Source organism: Marinobacterium sp. xm-g-59 (assembly GCF_013283315.1).
Classification (GTDB): Bacteria; Pseudomonadota; Gammaproteobacteria; order Pseudomonadales; family Balneatricaceae; genus Marinobacterium_E.
Genome location: NZ_WBYR01000001.1, coordinates 165,040 through 188,014, shown reverse-complemented (window position 1 = coordinate 188,014; position 22,975 = coordinate 165,040). Strand labels below are relative to the sequence as shown.

Annotated in this window: 17 protein-coding genes; 8 read left to right on the top strand and 9 right to left on the bottom strand. The window is 47.7% G+C overall.

Going from position 1 to position 22,975, the window contains the following annotated elements; genetic code table 11:
* Nucleotides 1-57: 57 nt before the first annotated feature.
* From recC to recD, 3 genes are read left to right on the top strand one after another with little or no spacing between them, the layout of a single operon-like run.
* Nucleotides 58-3,456: an exodeoxyribonuclease V subunit gamma gene (recC, locus tag XMG59_RS00885; protein ID WP_173498062.1), complete on the top strand. Its 3,399-nt coding sequence runs from the start codon at nt 58-60 to the stop codon at nt 3,454-3,456.
* Entirely contained in the window at nt 3,453-7,121 is a 3,669-nt protein-coding gene (gene recB / locus XMG59_RS00880; protein ID WP_173498061.1) for an exodeoxyribonuclease V subunit beta, read from the top strand. The genes recC and recB overlap by 4 nt, the downstream gene beginning before the upstream one ends.
* The gene (gene recD / locus XMG59_RS00875; RefSeq protein ID WP_173498060.1) at nt 7,108-8,952 is read left to right on the top strand and encodes an exodeoxyribonuclease V subunit alpha; all 1,845 of its coding nucleotides are present in this window, start codon (nt 7,108-7,110) and stop codon (nt 8,950-8,952) included. The genes recB and recD overlap by 14 nt, the downstream gene beginning before the upstream one ends.
* Here recD and XMG59_RS00870 read toward each other — a convergent pair.
* On the bottom strand, nt 8,949-9,815 hold the full coding sequence (locus XMG59_RS00870; protein WP_173498059.1) for a ribokinase: 867 nt from the start codon (nt 9,813-9,815) through the stop codon (nt 8,949-8,951). The genes recD and XMG59_RS00870 overlap by 4 nt on opposite strands.
* A gap of 41 nt (nt 9,816-9,856) precedes the next feature.
* A complete protein-coding gene (locus XMG59_RS00865) occupies nt 9,857-10,081 on the bottom strand; it encodes a DUF2798 domain-containing protein (protein WP_173488886.1) in 225 nt (74 codons plus the stop codon).
* A gap of 183 nt (nt 10,082-10,264) precedes the next feature.
* On the opposite strand from XMG59_RS00865, the gene XMG59_RS00860 reads away from it, so the two are divergent.
* Nucleotides 10,265-10,930 carry a GntR family transcriptional regulator gene (locus tag XMG59_RS00860; RefSeq protein ID WP_173488885.1) on the top strand — a complete coding sequence of 222 codons (666 nt, stop codon included), beginning with the start codon at nt 10,265-10,267 and terminating at the stop codon, nt 10,928-10,930.
* A gap of 48 nt (nt 10,931-10,978) precedes the next feature.
* Here XMG59_RS00860 and XMG59_RS00855 read toward each other — a convergent pair whose 3' ends face one another.
* Genes XMG59_RS00855 through XMG59_RS00830 form a run of 6 tightly spaced genes read right to left on the bottom strand, consistent with a single transcriptional unit; the run spans nt 10,979 to nt 15,814 of the window.
* Entirely contained in the window at nt 10,979-11,821 is an 843-nt protein-coding gene (locus XMG59_RS00855; RefSeq protein WP_173498058.1) for a class III extradiol dioxygenase family protein, read from the bottom strand.
* Nucleotides 11,814-12,170, bottom strand: coding sequence for a protocatechuate 3,4-dioxygenase (locus XMG59_RS00850; protein WP_173498057.1), 357 nt, complete (start codon nt 12,168-12,170; stop codon nt 11,814-11,816). The genes XMG59_RS00855 and XMG59_RS00850 overlap by 8 nt, the downstream gene beginning before the upstream one ends.
* Nucleotides 12,171-12,179: 9 nt before the next feature.
* Nucleotides 12,180-13,055 (bottom strand): amidohydrolase family protein, encoded by an 876-nt coding sequence (locus XMG59_RS00845; RefSeq protein ID WP_371743717.1) that lies wholly within the window; start codon nt 13,053-13,055, stop codon nt 12,180-12,182.
* 12 nt (nt 13,056-13,067) lie between these two features.
* On the bottom strand, nt 13,068-14,126 hold the full coding sequence (locus XMG59_RS00840; protein ID WP_173498055.1) for a 4-oxalomesaconate tautomerase: 1,059 nt from the start codon (nt 14,124-14,126) through the stop codon (nt 13,068-13,070).
* On the bottom strand, nt 14,119-14,796 hold the full coding sequence (locus XMG59_RS00835) for a 4-carboxy-4-hydroxy-2-oxoadipate aldolase/oxaloacetate decarboxylase (protein WP_173480898.1): 678 nt from the start codon (nt 14,794-14,796) through the stop codon (nt 14,119-14,121). Before XMG59_RS00835 ends, XMG59_RS00840 begins: the two co-directional genes overlap by 8 nt.
* A 10-nt stretch (nt 14,797-14,806) precedes the next feature.
* Nucleotides 14,807-15,814, bottom strand: a complete 1,008-nt coding sequence (locus tag XMG59_RS00830) for an amidohydrolase family protein (RefSeq protein ID WP_173480899.1) — start codon at nt 15,812-15,814, stop codon at nt 14,807-14,809.
* Nucleotides 15,815-15,957: 143 nt separating this feature from the next.
* Here XMG59_RS00830 and XMG59_RS00825 point away from each other — a divergent pair, with 143 nt between their 5' ends.
* Nucleotides 15,958-17,169 (top strand): LysR family transcriptional regulator, encoded by a 1,212-nt coding sequence (locus XMG59_RS00825; RefSeq protein ID WP_173498054.1) that lies wholly within the window; start codon nt 15,958-15,960, stop codon nt 17,167-17,169.
* Nucleotides 17,170-17,295: 126 nt separating this feature from the next.
* Entirely contained in the window at nt 17,296-18,240 is a 945-nt protein-coding gene (locus XMG59_RS00820) for a Gfo/Idh/MocA family oxidoreductase (RefSeq protein WP_173482466.1), read from the top strand.
* Nucleotides 18,241-18,415: 175 nt separating this feature from the next.
* Here XMG59_RS00820 and XMG59_RS00815 read toward each other — a convergent pair whose 3' ends face one another.
* Entirely contained in the window at nt 18,416-19,351 is a 936-nt protein-coding gene (locus XMG59_RS00815; RefSeq protein WP_173498053.1) for an AEC family transporter, read from the bottom strand.
* 110 nt (nt 19,352-19,461) lie between these two features.
* Between XMG59_RS00815 and XMG59_RS00810 the strand changes: the two genes are divergently transcribed.
* The gene (locus XMG59_RS00810; protein ID WP_173498052.1) at nt 19,462-21,267 is read left to right on the top strand and encodes an EAL domain-containing protein; all 1,806 of its coding nucleotides are present in this window, start codon (nt 19,462-19,464) and stop codon (nt 21,265-21,267) included.
* An 80-nt stretch (nt 21,268-21,347) separates the two neighbouring features.
* Nucleotides 21,348-22,973: an alpha-D-glucose phosphate-specific phosphoglucomutase gene (locus tag XMG59_RS00805; RefSeq protein ID WP_173488878.1), complete on the top strand. Its 1,626-nt coding sequence runs from the start codon at nt 21,348-21,350 to the stop codon at nt 22,971-22,973.
* Nucleotides 22,974-22,975: the final 2 nt, after the last annotated feature.

Genomic DNA, 22,975 nt, shown 5'->3' with positions numbered 1-22,975 from the left:
ATGCTTGTTTTTTCTATCCTGATTGAGACAATGGGAGATCTTAATCAGGGAGAGTGAATGGATCAGTCATACGCCAGTCAAAACCGACCAGAACCGGGTTTGGTTATGCTTCACTCAAACCGTCAAGAGACTCTGAAATCAGTCTTGGTTGAGTGGCTTGCCAATCATCCGTTGGATCTTTTCGATAAAGAGGAGATGCTGGTTCAAAGCAACGGTATTGGACAGTGGATTAAGTTTGCCCTAGCTGAAGATAGAGAGCAGGGCGGTGTGGGTATTGCCGCTAACATCCAATTCTCTCTACCCTCTATGTTTATCTGGCGCGCTTATCGAGCGGTACTGGGTGAAGAAGCCGTTCCTAAAGTCTCTCCATTTGATAAACCACGCTTAAGCTGGCGTCTATTCAGATTACTCAATCGCTTACCTCAAACCGCACCTTTCGAACCTCTCATTCAGTTTCTGAAGGACGACTCTGATCAACAGAGGCGTTGGCAGTTGGCACAGCAGTTGGCGGATCTTTACGATCAATATCAGATCTATCGTGGCGATTGGCTGAACCATTGGGCAGAGGGTGGTGAGCAGGTTACTGACGCCCAAAATCGTTCATTACCCCTTGCGGCGGATGATTGCTGGCAGTCGCTTTTATGGCAATTCATCTGTGACGATTTGGGTTTAGAACAATCACTCTCGCGGCCTGTTGTACACCAACGCTTTTTGCAAATCTGCTCAGAAGGTCATGTTGATCGGACAAAACTGCCTAAACGATTGATCATATTTGGCGTCTCGTCGCTGCCTAAACAAGCCCTAGAGGCGATTGATGCCTTATCACAGCATATCCAGATTCTTTTCTGTGTTCTTAATCCTTGTAAGCACTACTGGGCCGATATCATTGATGGTCGCGACCTGTTAACGGCTAAGAATCGAAGACAGTTAGAAAAACCTGCAGAGGATCTATTCGCCATTGAGCATCCATCCCAGCCACTGCTAGCGGCCTGGGGTAAACAGGGGCGCGATTTTGTTCGTCTGTTGGATCTCTATGATGAGAGTCACTCTTTCCAGAGTCAGTTTGGTTTAAATCGAATCGATCTATTTGAAGATGAAGCCACACCTAACAGTTTGTTGCACCAAATACAGCATGACATACTCGAGCTAGAGTCACCTCAGTTCGAACCTAGGGTATTAGCCAGTGGTGATCAAAGTTTGCGTTTTGTTGAAGCTTACAGCGCACAACGTGAGGTAGATATCCTGCAAGATCAATTGATCAGTGCGTTGAGGGATGATCCAAGCTTGCGACCACGCGATATCTTGGTGATGGTACCGAATGTCGATGATTATCGTGCTCAGATCGAAAGCGTGTTTGGCCGACTTTCAACCATTGATGAACGCTTCATCCCCTTTAGCATTAGTGATCAAAGTCGCTCTTCAACCCACTCCATGATTGGTGCGCTCGAGCGTCTATTGACACTAAACACCCAACGCATGGGCGTTACGGTCCTATTTGAGTTGTTAGATGTGCCCGCAATACGGCGTAAGTTCCAATTTGACACTGAGTCTTTAGCGACACTTCAAGAGTGGATCAATGATGCGGGTGTTCGATGGGGATTAAATGCACAACATCGATCCCTATTGGGTGTCACTACTGGAATAGAGCAGAACTCTTGGTTGTTTGGTCTGCGCCGATTGCTGACCGGTTATGCCTTAGGCGAATCTGACGGGGTTCGAGGCGTGGTACCTCTTACGTCAGTTAAAGGGGTCAGTGCCAATGCTGTAGGATCGCTGGCACAACTGTTAAGGGTGTTTTCTGAGTGGGCCAGTTTTATCGAGAATCACCATACACTTGATCTGTGGGTGGAACGAATCGAGCGCCTGATGACGCAGATATTCGATTGCATCGAACCTGATGAACAGATGATTGAGTCGTCGCTGTTGACTGAACTTAAGGCGATACAGGAGCGAGCCGCCTCAGCTGAGGTGTCAGAACCTGTCCCGCTCCATCTATTCAGTCAGCTTCTGCTTGATGCTTTGGATGCCCCAGATCTTAACCGTCGGTTTATGTCCGGCGGCGTCACTTTTGCGACTCTCATGCCAATGCGTGCGATTCCCTTTAAACGGATCTATCTACTGGGTATGCAGGACGGTGCTTACCCTCGACCCCAGGTTAGAAACGACTTTGATTTAATGGCGCGCTCGTCACTCTTTAGACCAGGTGATCGTTCTCGCAGGGACGATGATCGATACCTCTTTCTTGAAGCCTTGCTATCAGCGAGGGAGTCGCTTTCAATCAGTTGGGTAGGGCGCAGTGCGGTGGACAATAGTGAACGACCTCCCTCGGTCTTGGTCGCTCAGCTGCGTGATTTTATTGATGCGCATTGGGTCAATCCTGACAAGGCAGTAAAGGTATTAGAACTGTTAACCGACAAACACCCTCTGCAGCCATTCGCACAGGACTATTTTGATCAAAACTCTGCCTTAATCACCTTTGCTCATGAGTGGCAGGCAGTGCATCAGCCTGATTCAGAGCTGAGCTCGGTTGCTGCATCGGTTGAGCTAGATCTGCAGCTGTCCATTGACGAGCTCAATCGTTTTTACAAAGCACCTGCCCGATACTACTACCATTCACTGATTGGAACCTCACTGCCACTCCCGAAAGAGCAGTCACAGGAGAGTGAACCCTTCGTGATCTCTAAGCTTGATGATCATCTGCTCAAATCGGCGGCATTAGAACTGCTCGGATACCCCAACAAAGAGGATCGTGAGGTCAAGATAGAGTCTGTTGTCGATCGGTTAAAAGATCTGGGCACCTTGCCCTGGGGTGGTTACGCGGAAAAACCAGTTAGGGCCATAAAGAGCCACCTTGGATCGATCTGTCGACATCTTGATTGGCTCACCGATCGATACGACTGGCAGCAGCAGGACAGTCTTAAGCTTCATCTTGCGTTGAGCGGTGCCACCATTACCGGTGAAACTGGTGCTCTGTATCAGCTAGAAAAGCAGTGGGCCACTGTGGTTAAGCTAAGTGGTGCAGCCATTGAGAAAGGAACGGTCAAACAGGATCGCATGTTGGGCAGTTGGCCAAAACACCTTCTCTTAAATGCCTGCTTAGGGCCTACGACCACTTATTTCATTGGTCCTGATGCTGTGACCTACCTTAAAGTGGTTGAGTCTCATGAAGCGACCCGGTTGCTTGAAGCCTTAGATCAGGCGCGTCGAGAGATGCTTGAAAGCCCTAAACCGATCGCGGCTAGAACCTCGCTGGTTCTGTTAAATAAGGGCGAGTCACAGGCGGCCACTCAGTTTGAGGGTGAGTTCACCTTTAATGAACGGCAACGTGAGCCTGAATTGGCTCAACTCTGGGAGAGTTATGAACAGATTAAAGAGGCTGGATTAGCAGAATTCGCGGCGCGCCTCTACTCGCCACTGATTGATTACAGTGATATTTGGCGCGAGGGTAGCCGATGATCCCTATGCCACTGAACCCACTAGAGTTCCCATTCTCAGGCGCATCCTTGATCGAAGCGAGTGCGGGAACTGGTAAAACCTATACCTTGGCGGCCCTCTATGTTCGCTTGGTGCTTGGTCATGGCGATGATCGCGCTTTCCAAAGAGAGCTGCTACCACCCGAAATTTTGGTCGTAACCTTTACCAATGCCGCGACACTCGAGTTGCGAGACCGTATTCGCAGTAACTTAAGCACGACTGCTCGGGTGTTTAGGGAACTAGAGCAGAGTGACGATCACTTTACCTCTGCGTTAATCCAGAGTTATCCCCCTGAGGAGTGGGAAGGCTGCGCATTGAAATTGGAACGCGCCGCTGACTGGATGGATGAAGCGGCAATCTTCACCATTCATGGTTGGGCACAACGCATGCTGACAGCGCATGCGTTCGACTCAAATACTCTGTTTGATCTACAACTGGGTGATGATGGCTTGGCCCAACTCGAAGAGGCGTGTCGAGATTACTGGCGTATTCACTGTTCCGTGTTAGAGCCCAGAGTGGCTGAACAGATAGGGACTCTCTTGAAGTCACCAGAGGCTCTCTACGGTTGGATCTATCGATCACTGTCAAGCGATGCCAAACTGCACTGGAAAGGGGAACCTCTTGATAAGAGTGTTGATCCTCGCACTGTCGCTCAGTCCATCAATGAGTGGCTTAACGACTTAGAGAGCTGTAGCACTAAACTGCTGACTATTTGGCGCGACAATATTGATGAGATTGAAGCATCACTGAGAGGCCAGTTTGAGGCTAAACACTTTAATGGTGGGCGAGTTAAAGAGCCTGGTTTCAGTGATCAGCTTCTGGCGATGCGACAGTGGGCCATTGATGGAGAGGTGCCTGACAGTCCGGATTCACTGATTCAATATTTGACCTTTGAAGGCAAACTAAACAAAGGCAAGCCTCTGCCTGATCACCCAGCAGTGGATCTACTCTCTGCCTATACAGACCGTCTTCAGCGTCGTCCAAAACTCGAACCCATTTTACTGCACGCCTTACACTGGGTATCAGAGCGTTTTACGCTGCTCAAAGAGAGCACAGGTGCCCTCGATTTTGATGATCTTTTAGTCCTTCTAGAGAGGGGGCTTAAAGGGCCACTGGGGAGTAACTTAGCTTCCAGAGTCCGTACACAGTATCCAGTCGCGTTGATAGATGAGTTTCAAGATACCGACCCACTGCAGTTCAGTATATTCAGTACGCTTTATCAAAATGTTGATGATTGCGCGTGGATCATGATTGGAGATCCAAAACAGGCCATCTACAGTTTTAGGGGGGCTGATATTCATACCTATCTCGAGGCGAGAGAGGGGAGCCAAGATAAACTCTATACCCTTGGCACCAACTATCGTTCGAGTGAATCGGTCATTTCTGCGGTTAATGGACTCTTTGTCGATGCTGATCTCAAAGAGAAGGGGGCTTTTCTCTTCAGAGACGCCAGTGGTGTGAATCATCTGCCGTTTTATCCGGTTAACGCCAACGGCTTAAAGAGCAGCCTAACCTCAAATAATCAGAGGCTCGATGGTCTACATCTGATCTGCTTGGACGATGGCGAGAGCGTGAATAAGCCTCGTTATCATCAAACGCTGGCCACTCATACCGCAAGCAAAATCGCCTCGTTACTGAATCGGTCAGATTCGGGCGAACTATCAATGGGTGATGAGCCTATACAGCCTGACGATATTGCCGTGCTGGTAAGAAATTTCACTGAAGCTAAAGTGGTAAGAACAGCACTCGATCAATCGGGTATCTCTTCAGTCTATCTGTCTGATAAAGAGAGTGTGTTTGAGTCACAAGAGGCGGAAGATCTTTGGCGAATTCTAAATGCTATTGCTCATCCACGGTCAAAATCTTTAATCATGGCCGCGTTAGCCTCGCCGGTCCTCTGCCTAACACGTGACCAACTCTTACATCTGAATCAATCTGAGTCTGAGTGGGTCGATATCAGTCAGATCTTTGTTGAGCTCAATCAGATCTGGAAGCGAACTAATATTGCGGCCGTCATTCGAGCTCTGATCACCGAATTTGATCTACCTCGTAAATTGAGAGCGACTCGAGGCAGTAGGGTAGAGAGAAGTTTAACGAATCTATTGCACCTGGCTGAATTGCTTCAAAAACAGGTATCGGTTGTGGATGGTGAGCTGGGTATTATTCGTTACTTAGGCGAGCAGATCGTCAATCCGAGTGGTACAGGTGAGGAGCAGCTCATTCGCATGGAATCGGACTCCGGGCGAGTTCAAGTGATCACCATGCACAAATCCAAAGGGCTAGAGTATCCGATTGTATTTATCCCCTTTGGTGTCAGCAGCCAGTCCGTAAAGGTGAGTGATAAGGGCTTAACCTATCGTCTTAATGGGCAAAAAGTTCAAGAACTGAATAAAGATACTCAGAAGCAAGAGAAGCCATTCAGTGAACGGGAGATGCTTGAAGAGGAGGTGCGGCTGATGTACGTCGCACTCACTCGAGCAAAATATGCCTGTTGGATAGGCTTGGGTGCTGTTGACGGTTTTGAGAAATCCGCAATGGCAAGCCTTCTTGGAATCAACGAGGCACTTCCTAAAAAACCGTCCAAAGAGGATCTCTACGGCGCACTCAGCCAGGCCATTCTCAATGTGACCCAGCGAGATGGGTTTTTTCTGGAATCGGTCTCTGATCAAGTTGAACAAAGAGAGGTTAAAACGGATCGTCTGTTCTCACCCGAATGCCAACATTTATCTCTACCCGTTAATCGTGAATCTTGGTGGATGACCAGTTACTCTGCCATCGCAAGTCGCACTCAATCTCATGCAGTCGACTCTAAGATCGAAGAGAATTTGTTGGATCAATCGATTGCTGAAATGGAGCCGTTCGATCATTTAATTCGCTTTGATCAAGCCAAGACCGGAACCATTCACGCCTTTGAGCGTGGTGCGATTCCAGGTAATTTTTTGCATGAAGTATTAGAGCGAGCAGCAGAGCAGGGTTTTTCTCAAACCGCGACCCATTCCGATCTCATAAAGAGTGCTGTTTGCATTGAGCAACAGCCAAGTCGATGGCATCAGAGTGGATTGATGATAGAGCAATGGCTTGAATCGATGCTAACCGCACCCATTGATCTTGGCTTTGAGCTGACACTTGCAGGCTTATCTCACTACCAAGCTGAGATGGAGTTTATCTTCAGTGCCCATCATCTCTCTGTCGCGGAACTGGATCAGCTCTGTATTGAGTCAATCTATCCTGAGTTAGAGCGGCCGAGATTGGAACAGCAGACGATCAATGGCCTGTTAAAAGGGTTCATTGATCTTACATTTGAAGTGAATGGGCAGTACTGGGTATGTGATTATAAATCCAACTGGCTAGGACCTGATGCCTCCCATTACACTGAGTCTAAGATGCAAGAGGCGCTGGTGGAGCATCGTTATGATCTGCAGTTGATGATCTACCTGCTCGCCCTGCATCGACAGCTGTTGGCCCGCGATGTTGAGTATAGAGAGAATCCAGTCAAAGGATTTAATGAGAAAGTGGGCGGGGCGCTCTACCTCTATCTTCGTGGTGTACCCGAGGGAGAGGGGTGTTTAGCAATCAAGCCAACCTATGAACAGATCGAGCGTCTGGATCGGTTGTTTAAACAGGGAGCAGACAGTGCAGCAAGTTGATTTATGGTCTGACTCAAACACTGATTTGAATCTAGATCAGATCTTAGAGCTTTGGTTGGAAGCAGGTTGGATTCGTTCTATTGATATGGAACTCGCACTTCACCTATCGGAACTGTATGACAATCAATCGGCATGGGCGGGTTTAGCCTTAGTCTTAGTCAGTCATCAGCTAGGGCGTGGGCACAGTTGTGTCGATGTTCACTCCCTCTATAAGGATCCCGATCGTTACCTAGCACTTCCACCGGAGTTTGCAAAATTAGCCGGTATACCTTTACCCAGTGAGCTGTTTAAGCGACTAACAAAGAGTGAGTGGCTTACCGCAGTTCATCAGAGTCCGTTGATGGGTCTGCCTGATGAGAATACCCCCCTAGTATTTGAACATGAGCGTCTCTACTTAAGGCGCATGTGGCAGGTAGAGTCTCGTGTTGCAGAGCGGTTAAAACAGCGTCTATCGAAACCCTCCAGCAACACGGACTCGTTAGAAAAGTATCTGAACCAACTGTTTCCGAACGATGATGCCAGCATTGATTGGCAGCGAGAGGCCTGTGCAAAGTCTGCAATTAAGCGTTTTGCAGTTATTACCGGTGGTCCAGGTACCGGTAAAACGACGACAGTGGTTAAATTGCTGGCGCTACTTAAACGTCTAGCGGATGACCAAGGTGATACCTTTGACATTGCACTTGCAGCGCCAACTGGCAAAGCGGCGGCACGTTTGTCATCCTCAATTGGGAGTGCGCTTGAGCGCCTTCCAGAAGGTTTTGGAGAGGGGTTACACGCTCAGGTTGATACGGTCCACCGACTCATTGGTGTCTCTTCGACTGGTCGAAGAAATCGTTATTATAAGGGTCACACTTTGGCGGTTGATCTGTTAGTTGTAGACGAAGCATCCATGTTGGATATTGAGCTGTTCGATGCGCTACTTGATGCATTAAGTGATCGCACACAGCTTATTCTGCTCGGCGATAAAGATCAGTTAGCCTCAGTTGAGGCTGGATCTGTCTTGGCAGACCTCTGTCGTGTTGAGAGTGACACAAACCCAGAAGGCTTTGTTAGCCAGCTTAAAATCAGTCACCGCTTCAACAGTGAGTCTGGCATTGGTCAGCTTGCAAAAGCCGTCAACCAGGGGTCTTTAACTGACTATCAAGCTGTTTGGCGACAGACCTACAGCGATATTCACTATCAAACGGGAGCTAACCTGCGTAAGCAGATCGCTGATCGAGTCTTAAGTAGCGATCCACAGATACCGGGTTATACGAGCTACTTAGGAAAACTCACTCAGCCATGTTGTGACCCACTTGAGGTGCTTAGGCTGTTTGACCACTTTAGGTTATTGACCCCTCTGCGTCGTGGACCAGAGGGTGTTGAATCGCTTAACCATATTTGTGAGACCCTATTAGCCAGCAAAGGGCTAATCGATCTGAGTCAAGAGTGGTATATCGGCCGTCCAGTAATGGTTACTGCCAATGATTACGCGGTAGGTTTAGCGAACGGCGATGTGGGTGTCTGTTTAGAGCGAGAGGGTAAGCCTAGCGTGGCGTTTATCAACGAATCCGGAGATGCGGTACGATGGATCGACCCCCTTCGTTTAGAGTCGGTAGAGACGGCCTACGCCATGACGGTGCACAAATCACAGGGCTCAGAGTTTAAACACGTCGCGTATCTGTCACCTAGTCGAGCGAACCCTGTATTAAGTAGAGAGCTTCTCTACACCGCGATTACACGAGCCAGCGCTCAATTTACACTGATAGAGATGAACAGCAGTGTGACACAGCAGACCATTAGTACACAGACCGATAGGGCCAGTGGGCTTTATCATCGCTTAACCGATTAAAGAGCTGACTCAATCTCTTCTAAAGAGGGAATAGCATCCGCTGTTCCTGGGCGTGTCACCTGTATCGCCGCACCGGTAACCGCAAAGTGAAGTGATGCCTTCAGATCCCCCGTTTGGTCATAGCGCGCGAGGAAAAGCCCCAGAAAAGTATCACCGGCCCCTGTCGTATCAACGGCGTCGACAGCGGGTGAAGGCATTATAAATTCATCCTCTGAGCCTATATATCGAACACCACGACTACCCAGTGTCACTAGAATATGTTCAACGCCGCACTCTTTAATCGGGCGGTTCAATGCGCGCTCTAAATCCTTGGCCTCAATCTCATTGACGACCAACATATTGATTAACGGGAGCATCACTAGGGTCTTATCTGCGTCGAAGGGGGCTGCTGAATAGCAGAGCTTCATCCCTTTAGCCTTTGCGCATTTCATGAAGTGTTCAGTTTGCGAGGTCTCGTTTTGACAGAGCGCCCAATCAGACGCGGTTGCATCCTTTAAGCCCTCATCTACCATCTGTTCGGTAATAGCAAAGTTAGCACCTGGGTAGACAAGGATTTGATTCTCAGCCGACTCTTCATCGACCATAACAATGCCATGACCTGTTGGCGTTTCCGACATAAATAGGTGGGTCGTATCGATATTTAACGCTTCTAATTGGTCGAAGTATCGTTTATCTGCAGGGTGCATCGCACCTATATGCTTAACGCGACCACCCGCTTTAGCAATGGCAACACTCTGGTTGGCACCCTTGCCACCCAACCCCTGTGTAAAGTTATTGGCTGCGAGTGTTTCACCCGGCCTAACTAGGTGGGGCAGTGAGTAGAAGTAATCTATGTTGACTGAGCCTAGGTTGTAAATGGCCATTCACGAATCCTTAATGAGTTCAGCCAACGATATCTAAAAACCTACTTAGTGCAAAGCTTTTGAGTCAATGCAGCGACTCGGCGACCAAAAATTAGGATCACAGAGAAGGCAATCGGCCAAGCAACCAGATAAGCGTAGCCCCAACGAGCCATAAAACCTTCATCTAAACCGGTATTCACCGTGGTAATCACAAAGGTCATGATCGTTACCATCACCAGAGACATTAACACTGATTGAACAAGAGGAGCGCGTTTTTTAGGAAACATAGATAAGCCTATTAATTAGTAAATTCTAATATTGGCAATGATACGGGATTAGCTTGTAAATATTAAGAGCAGAATTCTACATATCTAAGAGATTAAGACCTACTTAAACAGTTAAATGCTCAATAGCTTTAATTTTCAAGATAAGAGAAAATATAGGCTAATAGATACAAATGGAGCCTAAGGGTGGAAAACCAAGAAACCCCGTCAACCTACCAACAACTGCGTACCGATATTTTAGAGGGCAATATAGAGCCTGAATCGAAGTTATCGATTGCTGTCTTAGCTAACCGTTATGGATCCAGTGCGGCTCCGGTTCGTGAGGCACTCTCAAGGCTCGCCGCAGAGGGGTTGGTAACTCGTCGTGGTCAGCGTGGTTATTGGGCTGCACCTATTTCAGCGGATGAGTTTGTTGAGGTGAGTCGTCTGCGGGAAATGCTTGAAGTGGATGCTTTTAAGCAGTCGATCAAGCTAGGTGATCTCGATTGGGAGGCGGCCATTGCAGGAGCACGCCACCGCGAATTAGCGGTTAAGTCACAGTCTGCTGGGCAAGAAGATGATCAGGTACTTGCGCGTACTCGTGAGAATCGCCGTTTTCACATGGCACTCATTAGCGCCTGTCCCTCTGAGTGGCAGTTACGCTTCATCTCGACGCTGTATGACCAGGGTGAACGCTTTCGCCGTTTGGCATTAACCAGCCAGCCATTGAATCAACCATCAGGTAAAGATGAGCACGAAGAGCTAATGAATGCCGCATTTGCGCGAGACATTAAAACGGCTACAGAGCTACTCAGACTCCACATCCGTTCATCCAATGAGAAGGTGATGAATACGCTCTTTCCAGAGCGGTAGAGACCAAAAAAGCGCCCTAGGGCGCTTTTTTTAGATCATCACGCAGAATCAATCTTTTGGCACTAGAAGCTGTACACCAGCCGCTGTGTTTGAGATTGGAGCGATCAAGACGTTAACCAACTCGTCTACAGGGCCAGAACAAGCCCCACGCATTGCTAACCACATAGCCAACTCGACGCCTTGAGCACCGGCAATTTCTGTAAGTTCATCATTGGTGTAGTGGGTCAGTGACTCTGGATCAGTGACCAGTTTATCCATACACATCTGGTCGAACTCAGTATTTAGGTAGCCTGCGCGTTCACCATCTAGCTGGTGCGATAGACCACCTGTACCAAGAACAACAACCGTCTGGTCGCTATCCCATGAGCGAATAGCATCACCAATCGCTTTACCAAAAGCATATGAGCGTGATGGTTTAGGCATAGGGTGACGTTCACAGTTAATGGCGATGGGAATCACCTTAGTGCCTTTGTAGGTATGGCCTGGGTATAGGACAGACATAGGAACTGTCGCGCCGTGATCCACTTTGATATCCTGACAGACAGTCGGATCAAAGTCGTTTTCGATCAGGTGGTTAACGATGTGCCAAGATAGATCTGATTCACCGGTTAGAGGTGGGATTGGTTTGATACCCCAGCCTTCATCAGCGTTGTGGTACTCGTCTGCACAGCCGATAGAGAAGGTTGGCTTTTTGTCTAAGAACATCTCTAGACCGTGATCGTTGTAGAACAGTACAGCGATGTCTGGCTTGTTCTCGTTGATCCATTCGCGAACTGGTACATAAGCAGCAAATAGGTCTTTCCAGTAAGGGGTGTCCTCAATGCCGCGATCAACCGCAACACCAATAGCAGGAACGTGTGATGTGCCAATAGCACCTAAGATTTTAGCCATTCGTTTTGCCCACTCCCTGACTGTCTAAATAAGCTTGGAACTCTTCAGTCGTCTGGCCGGTCATGATGCCGCCAACGTCCTGTACGTTAAGGCCAAGCGTGCCTGCAAATTTTGCAAGGTAGTAGATACTGCCGCCATTACGTAGTAGAGCGATGATGTCGCGCTTCAGGATCGCCTCTTTCTGTGCAGGGGTCAGCTTAAACTTATCGCAGTAAGCCGCTTCGTCTTGACGAAACTCTTCGCGACAGCTCTCCTCGTTGAAAGAGAAACACATCTTATTAAGGTTGTAGCCGAGTTTTGCTGCTACGCCATCAAATTTATATGTTCCTTCAATGATCGGTTCAATCATAAGAACTCCTTATCGTTCCCAGTACAAACGCATTGGGTTATCGATCAATAGTTTACGCTGTAGCTCTTCAGTTACGGCGATCTGTGGAATCACATCAACCAGTGCACCATCATCAGGTGTGTGTGATTTCATGTTCGGGTGCGGCCAGTCTGTACCCCAAAGTACGCGATCTGGGAAAGCTTCAACGAGTGCACGCATGAACGGCACAACGTCAGAGTAGTCCGGTGCCTGTAGCGTCAAACGCTCAGGACAGCTGACTTTCGTCCACACCTTATCGTTGTTACGCATTAGATCCATGAAACGCTGGAAGTCAGGGTGATCAACACCATTAGCCACGTCTGGGCGACCCATGTGGTCAACCACGATGGTTGTGTTTAGCTCGTTAAGGAACGGGATTAGATCTTCTAGATCTGGCGCTTCAAAGTAGACAACGATGTGCCAGCCTAATGGTTTGATCTTCTCAGCGATCGATAGGAACCACTCTTTAGGGGTTGTATCGACTAGACGTTTCACGAAGTTAAAACGAACACCGCGGACACCCGCTCTGTCCATCGCTTCAAGTTCTTCTACCGTGATCGCTGGGTTAACGACCGCTACACCGCGTGCTAGATCGCCCGCAGTCTCAAGTGCGTCAACCAGTGCTGCATTGTCTGTACCGTGACAAGAAGCCTGAACGATCACGTTACGACTGAAACCAAGGTAATCACGCAGAGCAAAGAGTTGATCTTTTGATGCATCGCAAGGTGTGTATTTACGCTTGGGGTGGTAGGGGAATTTATCCGCAGGACCAAATACGTGGCAGTGAGCATCCACAGCACCAGCAGGCGCTACAAAGTCAGGCTTTTTAGGGTTGTCGTGAAACGGGCGGTAATCTGCATCCATGATCTTTATTCCTAATTATTCAGCGAAAACTTCGCCATCAAATAGTTTTCGCGCTGTGCGTAATAGTGCAGCGCTTTTCGGTTGGCCATCCTGATCGATATCAATAACAACCGTCATTTCTCCGATCGGGTGCTCAACGGCTAAGGTTTTTCTATTGCCTTCAGGTAGGGTGGCTACTGAAGCGGCAGGAGAGTTCGGCAAAATAGCTGCGGTAGCAACGCTGACTGCACCCAATACACCGATAGAAGCGTGGCAACGATGCGGGATAAAGGTACGAGTCGATAGAGCACCACCGTCTTTCGCTTCACTGACCATGCTCATCTTAGGTACAGACTTCTCAGTCACATCGCCAAGATTCATCATTGGGCCCGCTTGTAGGCGTATCGCTTCAAGCTTGGCGCGAAGGTCGCTATTAGCTTCTAACTCTTCACGAGACTCGCTGCCACTAATTCCCATGTCTGATGCTCGCATCACGACAACCGGCATGCCGTTATCGATTAAAGTGCACTCGACACCGTCGATCAGATCAACCGCATTACCTGTAGGAAGAAGCGCACCACATGAGGATCCTGCAGTATCAAGGAACTCAAGTGGCACAGCAGCGGATGTACCAGGTACACCATCGATCTTCGAGTCGCCCTTATAGGACACCTGACCGTTTGGTGTGGCTACTGTCGCAATAGCGATCTGACCTGTGTTCTCCATAAAGATGCGAACCTGAGTCTCATCGCCAGTCGCTTTCACTAGACCGCGTTCAATGGCAAACGGGCCAATGCCCGCAAGGATGTTGCCGCAGTTCTGTGCATCGGTAACAATCGCTTGATCAACAAATACCTGCAAGAAGAGGTAATCGACATCCGCGTCGTCACGTTGCGAGGCACTAACCACTGCAACTTTTGAAGTCAGTGGGTCAGCTCCACCCAAGCCATCAATCTGGCGTGAATCTGGAGAGCCCATCATGCCAAGAAGAAACGCGTCTCGTGCGGCAGTATCTGAAGGTAGGTCGCTTTTTAAGAAGTAACCGCCTTTGGATGTACCGCCGCGCATCCACATGCAGCTAATGCCATTAGACATACTTAAGGCCTTTCTCTTCTAGGCGAGGGCGCATGTTGTAGATATCAAGACCTAGTTCACCATTGGCCATACGAACGCGCTTCTCCTCTTCGCGAGCTTCACGCGCTAGGGCCTCTTTAAGAACCTCTTCGGCCTCGTCGCGGCGAACAACACATACGCCGTCATCGTCAGCAACGATGATATCGCCTGGGTAGATCAATGCTTCAGCACAGACCAGAGGGATGTTCACTGAGCCTAGAGTCTCTTTGATGGTGCCTTTGGCGTAAACCGCTTTAGACCAGACTGGGAAATCCATCTCTTTAAGGATCGCAGTATCACGAACACCGCCGTCAATGATAAGGCCCTGTACGCCGCGCGATTTCGCTGAGGTCGCCAGTAGGTCACCAAAGAAGCCATCAACAGAAGGTGAGGTGGGTGCAAACACCATGATGTCACCAGGTTTACACTGCTCAATAGCCACGTGCATCATCCAGTTATCACCGGCAGCACCAGAGATTGTCACTGCACTGCCTGCAATAGAGCGACCAGAGTAGATTGGGCGCATGTAGTGGGCTAATAGACCACGACGACCCTGAGCTTCATGAACGGTTGCAACGCCCAATTTAGCTAGTCCTGCGATTACTTCTGAATCAGCACGTTCAATATGTTGAACAACTACGTTCTCTGCCATGTTCCTCTCCTTAAACCTTCAAGCGACTGAATACACGTTGAGCGTTACCCGAGAAGATCATCTCTTTCTGCTCAGCATTCACTTTGGTTGTCGCATCGATGTATTGTTTAGTGTCATCGAAGTAGTGACCTGTCTCAGGATCGATTCCACGAACCGCACCAATCATCTCAGACGCAAACAGAATGTTTTCAGTTGGAATAACGTCAAGAAGGCAGTCGATCCCTTTCTGGTGGTAGACACAGGTATCAAAGAAGACGTTATTCAAAACGCGCTCTTCAAGCTCAAAACCTTTATCCAATGCCATACCGCGGAAACGTCCCCAGTGGTAAGGAACTGCACCACCACCGTGAGGGATGATGATCTTAAGCGTTGGGAAGTCTTTAAATACATCAGACATCATCAGTTGCTGGAATGCAGTGGTATCTGCGCCTAGGTAGTGTGAGCCTGTCGTATCGAAGTTGTGGTTACAGGCAGCTGATACGTGGATCATTGCTGGAATGTCGTACTCACACATCTTCTCGTAGATAGGGTAGAACTCACGAGCCGAAAGACGACTGCCGTTCCAGTGGCCACCTGATGGATCTGGGTTAAGGTTAATACCAATAAAGCCCATCTCTTCAACGGTACGTACGATCTCTGGTACAGACTTAGCAGGATCAACACCCGGTGACTGAGGAAGCTGTGCCACAGGGACAAAGTTCTCTGGGAATAGGTCACAAACACGACGAATGAGGTCGTTTTGGTTTTCAGTCCAGAACTTAGAGGTGTGTTCATTACCCACATGATGAGCCATCCAGCTGGCACGCGGTGAGAAGATAGTCAGATCAGTGCCACGCTCTTGCTGAAGTTTTAACTGATTATTGATGATCGACTCGCGGATCTCATCATCAGTAACACCAAAGTCGCCTTTTTCACCGACAAAATCTGGATTCTTTTCTACTTCTGCTTTTTGAGCTTCACGCCAAGCGCCAACACCAGGTGGTGTGGTTGTGTAGTGACCATGGCAATCGATAATCATGTCTCAAACGTCCTTTTATAATGAATTGGATTTCTATGTTTCTATCCTCTCTATATCGTCTTTTTTAAGCTATTTAGTTTTTACTTTTTAGGTATTTGTTTTTGATATAGGTATTTAAATCACATCAGGTTACAATGACCCTTATGTTCAAGAATCTTCCTAACATACGACATCTTCGGGTATTCATTGAGGTCTCCAATGCAGGAGGCATAAGTCAGGCTGCAGAGCGTGTCTTTCTCTCTCAACCTGCGATGACTCAAGCCATTGCGAAGTTAGAACGCTTGCTGGGTGTAAAGCTGTTTGAACGCCAGTCCAGCGGGATGTATCTGACGGAAGCGGGTGAAATCTGGGAGGCTAGGGTGAATAGCGCCTTTGCTGTCCTAAGGCTGGGTCTGGCCGATGCGCTGTCGTCTATGTCGAATCGTCGAATGGAGACCATTGAACGCATCATGACCCAGCTGACGACGACCCAATTAAAAGCACTTGTCGCGGTTACTGATGCACAAAACTACAGTGTGGCCGGTCGAAATCTGGGTGTCTCACAATCGTCACTTCATCGATCAGCTCGTGAACTTGAGTCACTCATGGGGCTGTCGCTGTTCGAAAAGACCAGTACCGGCATTGCGGCAACACGAGCGGCCAAAGTGTTCTCTAAATCAACCAAGTTGGCCATTTCAGAGATTCATCAAGGACTTCAAGAGTTGTCAGGCCTTGGTGATGGTCGTGAAGTGGGGCGGATGCGCATCGGCAGCATGCCATTAGCACGTACCTCGCTGCTGCCCAAAGCGATAAATGAATTTACCAAAGCTTATCCTGGTATCACTTTAGAGTTGGTCGATGGGCCCTATGAAGATCTTTTAGCCCATATACTTCAGGGGGATGTGGATCTTTTGGTCGGTGCGTTGCGTTTCCCGATCCCAACCAGTGATATCGTTCAAGAAGAACTCATAGCGCCTCCATTAGCGATTGTGGCACGCAAAGGGCATCCCGCTCTTAATATCGATCAGATTACCCGTGAGGATCTTCTTAACTATGGTTGGGTTATCCCTAGAAGTGGTGCGCCAACTCGCAATCTTTTTGAGGAGCTCATCCTACAAGGTGAGGAGAGAGAAGGTCTATCCATCGTCGAAACCAGTTCCCATGTGTTAATTCGAGAGCTGTTACTTGGGGGTGATCGACTCACGTTAATCTCTCAGCATCAGTTGGAGTTTGAGTTATCCAAAGGGGATTTGGCGGTGCTGCCTTTTGAAATGTCAGGTACAAAACGCCCCATCGGCATTACCCGTCGCAGCTCATGGAACCCCACTAATGCCCAGCAAAAATTTATCGATCTACTGCGGCTGGCCGTATCTTAGAAGCGGTTTGCTCTAAACTTGCATTCACATTTTTGAATGACGTCTAGAATTTTTAACGGTTCTATGAAAGATCCATTTTGATAATCTTAGGGACAATATTTATCCATTCGAATTAGGGAGACACTAATGAGAGTTTGTGTTGCAGGCGCTATGGGCGCTTTTGGTCTAAAACACTTAGATGCATTGAGTAACATTGAAGATGTTGTTGTGACGTCAGTGGTTGGTACTAAACCTGATGCCATTGCTGAGTTTGCTAAAGAGCGTGGAATCGCACACGCAACAACAGATCTTGCTGAATCACTGGCACGTGATGATGTTGATGCGGTCATTCTTGCAACACCGACTCAAATGCACGCTTCACAGTCTATTCAGTGTCTTGAAGCAGGCAAGCACGTCATGGTTGAGATTCCGATGGCGGATAACATTGAAGACTCAATCAAACTGGTTGAGACACAAAAGCGCACGGGTTTGGTAGCCATGTCGGGTCAGACTCGCCGCTTCAACCCAAGCCACCAGTGGATTCATAACAAAATCCAAGCGGGTGAGCTGAAGATTCAACAGATGGATGTTCAAACTTACTTCTTCCGTCGTTCTAACAAGAACGCTCTGGGTAAGGCGCGCTCATGGACGGATCACCTGCTTTGGCACCACGCTTGTCACACCGTGGATCTATTCCAGTACCAGACTGGCGAGAAGTGTACAAAAGTACAAGCGATGCAGGGCCCAATTCACCCAGAACTTAACATTGCAATGGACATGTCGATTGGTATGAAGTCAGAGAGCGGTGCACTGTGTACACTCTCTCTATCTTTTAATAACGACGGTCCATTTGGTACTTTCTTCCGTTACATCTGTGACAAGGGTACATACATCGCCCGTTACGATGATTTGGTAGATGGTAACGAGAACCCAATTGATCTCTCTGGCGTTGCTGTTTCGAACAACGGCATCGAACTTCAGGATCGTGAATTCATTGCGGCGATTCGCGAAGGTCGCGAGCCAAACTCAAGCGTTCAGCAGGTATTGCCAGCAATGGAGACACTACACCAGCTAGAGCAGCTTTTGGATTAAGTGTTAGCTTATCGTTAAAAAGGCCGCTGTTGCGGCCTTTTTGTTGTCTTCTGTTTCTGGAAGACGCTGAGAGAGCAGGTGACAGGCTGAAGGCCAGTCACTGGCACGAAGATGTCAAGGCAAGCACCGGTGACTGGCTATCAGCCTGTCATCCGCCCTCAAATTACGCTCCGGTCTACAGCACAAACGCCAAAACAGTGTTCAGCGTCGCATAGGACGCTACCGTAGTCAGCAGCAATGAGCTGGCAGCCGTCTTTGCAGCGCCATAAGGTGCAGCGAGAATAGGGTAGATGGTGAACATGGGTGAAGCGGTGATGACCATCAGAGCTATCTGCCACTGACGATCGAAGTCCCACCAGAGGGTAATCAGCAGAAGGGCCAGAGCAGGTTGAATCAACAGTTTTGCCCCTGCAATCATTCCTAAAGTACTCAAATCATCGCGAATAGAGTTTCCTACTAAAGAGCCTCCAATAACGATCAGTGCTGCGCCACCAGCCGCTTTTGCGAGCACCCCTAAGCTTTCGTCGATGAACAACGGCAGTTGAAAGCCGCTCAACGATAAAATTAAGCCAACCGCTATTGCGATGAGTATCGGGTTGTTGATCAGGCGTTTAAAAATTGAGCTTAGTGAGCCTAACAGCGTTTTGTCTCTATGATCAGCTGAGAAGTACTCAGTAGTCAGGAGCGCTAAAGGCAGCACCACTAGATTTTCGACCAGTATACAGACAACCAATACTTGAGCGGCCATATCGGGCATGACCTGCAGCAGAATAGGGTAGCCAACAAAAATACTGTTGGGCATAGCGGCCCCAATGGCTAATGCTGATGACTGTTTAGCGTCACCCTGTCTGACGCTCCGAATCAGACCCAACGAAATGAAGAAGGTAGCGACTGCGGCAATAGCGTAAATCGATACGTAATCGCTATTAAAGATATCAGCAGGGCTATTCTTAGATAAATTGCCCACAATGATCGCCGGTATGCAAAAAACCAAAACAAAGCGGGCTATCCCAGGGATAGCCTCCTTAGACAGTGCGTTATATTTAACGGCTAAAAACCCAAGAGCCATTAACGTAAAGAGCGGTGCGGTAATCCCGAGAACGTTCATCATCTAAACCTGTCATCAAAGAGGTTCTATCTTATCGAGCCCTGAGACTTGGTGGTAGCGATTCGCCCCTGATTACCATAAAATCAATAATCTATTCGAAAAAGTGATGGCTAATGCAAGTTCGAGATTACAACCGCAATAACTGGTTCAAGAACCGTCGAAGCCTGTTTAGGTTGCTGATTAATGCGTTGCTGTTGATATCATTAGCACTTTCACTTTTAACTCTGCTTCAGCAGCTTTTCACAGATTCATTGACGGGCTCCTACTTTTACCCGCTCACTCTCTCTTTGTTAGTCATCCAATATTTTGTGCACCGTATTCATTTAAGCTGGGGAGGAGCTGTAGCTTTCCTTACTATGGGAGCGGGTTCAATATCGCTAGCCTTAGTGTCGGATGATATAGCATTAGCCTATTTGTCAGGTGCGCTTTTGCCAGTATTGCTTCGCTTTGTATTGGCTCAAAAATGGGTATTACTCTTCATACCTATCTGGCTCTCTCTCCTCTTATTTATTCACTCCTATCGAGTACAAGAGGAGCTGATTTCTGAGCTCTATACCCATCTAATAACGCTCTCTTACTCCTTGCTGGTCTATGGTTCAGTAGCGGTGCTGTTTAATCGTATCTACTCTCTTGTTTTTTATAAAGAGTGTAAAGAAAACAGCGACTTAACGTCTGAATTTATAGACAATTATCAAATTCATCAGCATTTTGATTGGCTCAAAAATAAGAATCCTGACGGTGTTGTAAGAGTCTATGGTGTCTACATTAAAAATATCTTGGATAGTGTAGGAAAAAGTTCAGAAAGTTCGATTGAATTTAAAGAGAGCGTTACTCAATTTAATCAGTTGTTAAGGGAAGTTTGTCCTGCAGGTGCATCCATTGGCAGGCTTGATAACGGGGTTTACGTTCTGATGTCAGAGCGACGGTTTTGGGACGCATTTGAGCGTGGACTTCGTCAGTTAAAAAAAGAGGCAACGGATCTCTCGCCGATTGTTGTTTCAACCGATACCCCTAATGACTCAACTGATCTGGATAGTGCACTGCATAACTTGGATACAGTATTTGTGCGTGCCACCAAAGAGAAGACAGATTTTGCTCGATTCAATTTGAAAGATCGTGATCATCTTAACGGCCAAACAGATATTCAATCTTATGAAGTCTCTCAGGCATTTGCTAACCATGAGATACAGATGTTCTTTCAGCCTAAGGTCGATATTAAAGATAACAATAGACTGGTAGGTGCGGAGGCACTGGTCCGCTGGATTCACCCTGAGAAAGGTTTGCTAACACCAAAAGATTTTGTCGATCTTCTTGAGTCCTCCCCATACAGGCTTACATTTATAAACAGTGTCGTTGAGCAATCCGCACATTTTTGTGAAACGATGAAACAGTCGGGTCTACCGATCTCGGTTTCATTTAACTTAAGCGCTAATGATCTTCAGGATTTGCGTGTCACCTACGAGTTGAGTCAGGTCCAAGAAAAGTACGGTTTTAGTGCCGGAGAGTTACAGATTGAGCTATCTGAACAGGAGACAGACGTCTCTTTGGATAACTTAAAGCGCTCCTTAGATGCCGTGAAAGAGCTAGGTTATTCAATCGCTTTGGATGATTTCGGTACCGGTATGAGCTCACTCGCCTATTTTCAAAACCTACCCGCCGATACCATCAAACTAGATAGAGCCTTTATCAAAGACATTCATCTAAACCCCTCGTCTGAGCATTTAACGAAAATGGTCGTATATTTGTCCAAAGCGGAGGGGCTGACAGTCGTAGCAGAAGGGGTTGAGAACGCCTCGGAGGCAGATAGACTGCTTAAATTAGGTGTTGATCAGGTGCAGGGGTTCCTATTTGGTAAACCGATGCCGGCTACTGAGTTTCTTCAATACTACGGCTTAGAATTAGTTGAAGATGATGTTTAAAAAGCGGCATATATCTTGCTAGTTTTTATCTAACTCTTTCCAATCGTTAATGGTTTAAACCTAATCTATATGTGGTCTTAATGAATAGAAAAGTCATCACAACAACACCTTACTCTGGTCAGAAACCAGGTACGTCTGGCCTTCGAAAAAAGGTTAAAGTATTTCAACAACCTAACTACTTAGAGAATTTTGTTCAGGCTGTTTTTGACTCATTAGAGAGCTGTCAAGGCCAATCACTCGTGATCGGCGGTGACGGTCGCTATTTCAACCGTGAGGCGATTCAAACCATTATTAAAATGGCGATCGCCAATGGCTTTGAAACCTTAATCGTGGGTCAAGCAGGAATTCTTTCAACGCCAGCAGCCAGCTGTGTGATCCGTAAATATGGTGCAATCGGTGGATTGGTGTTGTCAGCCAGTCACAACCCAGGTGGTCCTGATGAAGACTTTGGCATTAAATTTAATCGTGCCAACGGTGGCCCTGCAAGTGAGACCCAGACGGACAGTATTCACCAAACGACGGAAACCATTACTCGATACTTTACGATTGATGCTGAACCTGTAGATCTTGATAGTGTTGGAGAGGTTAGCATTGGAAATGCGCTGATTAAGGTGATTGATCCTGTCACAGATTATGCCGATCTGATGGAGGAGTTGTTTGATTTTAAAATCATGAAACAGCTCTTGAGCGGTTCAAATTTCACATTTCGTTTCGATGCCATGCATGCCGTGACTGGGCCTTATGCACAAGAGATATTCATCAACCGGTTGGGTGCACCAAAAGAGAGCGTTATTAACGCGATTCCAAAAGAGGATTTTGGTGGTCATCACCCCGACCCCAATCTTGTTCATGCAGCCGAACTGGTCAAACAAGTCAATGAACAAGGGTTAGATTTCGGTGCCGCTTCGGACGGGGACGGCGATAGAAATATGATCATTGGCAACCATTTTTATGTAAACCCTTGTGACAGTTTGGCTGTTTTAGCCGCGAACGCACAAAAGATTCCCGCCTATGAAGATGGATTAAAGGGTGTCGCTCGCTCAATGCCAACCAGTCGTGCAGTTGACCGTGTGGCTGAAAAACTCGGTATCAACTGTTATGAGACTCCTACCGGTTGGAAATTCTTTGGCAACCTGATGGATGATGGCCGTATCAGCTTCTGTGGTGAGGAGAGTTTTGGTACCAGTTCAGATCATGTTCGCGAGAAAGATGGACTTTGGGCTGTTCTATGCTGGATCAATATTCTGGCCGCGACCGGTCAATCGGTCTCTGAACTGGTTAAGGATCATTGGTCTCTATTCGGAAGGGATCTATTTACTCGCCATGACTATGAATCAATCGATTCAGACAGTGCAGCCAATATGATGCAGCAGCTAACAGCCTCTTTAGGTAGTCTTGCAGGAGGGGCATTTGATGGCGTTACCGTGACTCTGGCAGATCAATTCAGCTACTCAGACCCTGTTGACGGCTCCGTCAGTCATAATCAAGGTGTGCGTATATTGTTCGATAACGGAGGTCGTATCGTTGTTCGGCTATCTGGAACCGGCACGGCCGGTGCTACGCTACGTGTCTATCTTGATCAGTTCACTCAGGATGAGTCGATTACTGACACACAAGCAGCTTTGAAACCTTTAATCGAGTTGGCGAATCAGTTGATCGGTATTAAGCAATTTACAGGACGCACAGAACCTGACGTTATTACTTGATA

What these genes read in the sequence shown, in the direction of transcription:
- recC (WP_173498062.1), top strand. Translation starts at nt 58, where the DNA reads ATGGATCAGTCATACGCCAGTCAAAACCGACCAGAACCGGGTTTGGTT.
- recB (WP_173498061.1), top strand. Translation starts at nt 3,453, where the DNA reads ATGATCCCTATGCCACTGAACCCACTAGAGTTCCCATTCTCAGGCGCA.
- XMG59_RS00870 (WP_173498059.1), bottom strand. Translation starts at nt 9,815, where the DNA reads ATGGCCATTTACAACCTAGGCTCAGTCAACATAGATTACTTCTACTCA.
- XMG59_RS00865 (WP_173488886.1), bottom strand. Translation starts at nt 10,081, where the DNA reads ATGTTTCCTAAAAAACGCGCTCCTCTTGTTCAATCAGTGTTAATGTCT.
- XMG59_RS00855 (WP_173498058.1), bottom strand. Translation starts at nt 11,821, where the DNA reads ATGGCTAAAATCTTAGGTGCTATTGGCACATCACACGTTCCTGCTATT.
- XMG59_RS00850 (WP_173498057.1), bottom strand. Translation starts at nt 12,170, where the DNA reads ATGATTGAACCGATCATTGAAGGAACATATAAATTTGATGGCGTAGCA.
- XMG59_RS00840 (WP_173498055.1), bottom strand. Translation starts at nt 14,126, where the DNA reads ATGTCTAATGGCATTAGCTGCATGTGGATGCGCGGCGGTACATCCAAA.
- XMG59_RS00835 (WP_173480898.1), bottom strand. Translation starts at nt 14,796, where the DNA reads ATGGCAGAGAACGTAGTTGTTCAACATATTGAACGTGCTGATTCAGAA.
- XMG59_RS00830 (WP_173480899.1), bottom strand. Translation starts at nt 15,814, where the DNA reads ATGATTATCGATTGCCATGGTCACTACACAACCACACCACCTGGTGTT.
- XMG59_RS00825 (WP_173498054.1), top strand. Translation starts at nt 15,958, where the DNA reads ATGTTCAAGAATCTTCCTAACATACGACATCTTCGGGTATTCATTGAG.
- XMG59_RS00820 (WP_173482466.1), top strand. Translation starts at nt 17,296, where the DNA reads ATGAGAGTTTGTGTTGCAGGCGCTATGGGCGCTTTTGGTCTAAAACAC.
- XMG59_RS00815 (WP_173498053.1), bottom strand. Translation starts at nt 19,351, where the DNA reads ATGATGAACGTTCTCGGGATTACCGCACCGCTCTTTACGTTAATGGCT.
- XMG59_RS00810 (WP_173498052.1), top strand. Translation starts at nt 19,462, where the DNA reads ATGCAAGTTCGAGATTACAACCGCAATAACTGGTTCAAGAACCGTCGA.
- XMG59_RS00805 (WP_173488878.1), top strand. Translation starts at nt 21,348, where the DNA reads ATGAATAGAAAAGTCATCACAACAACACCTTACTCTGGTCAGAAACCA.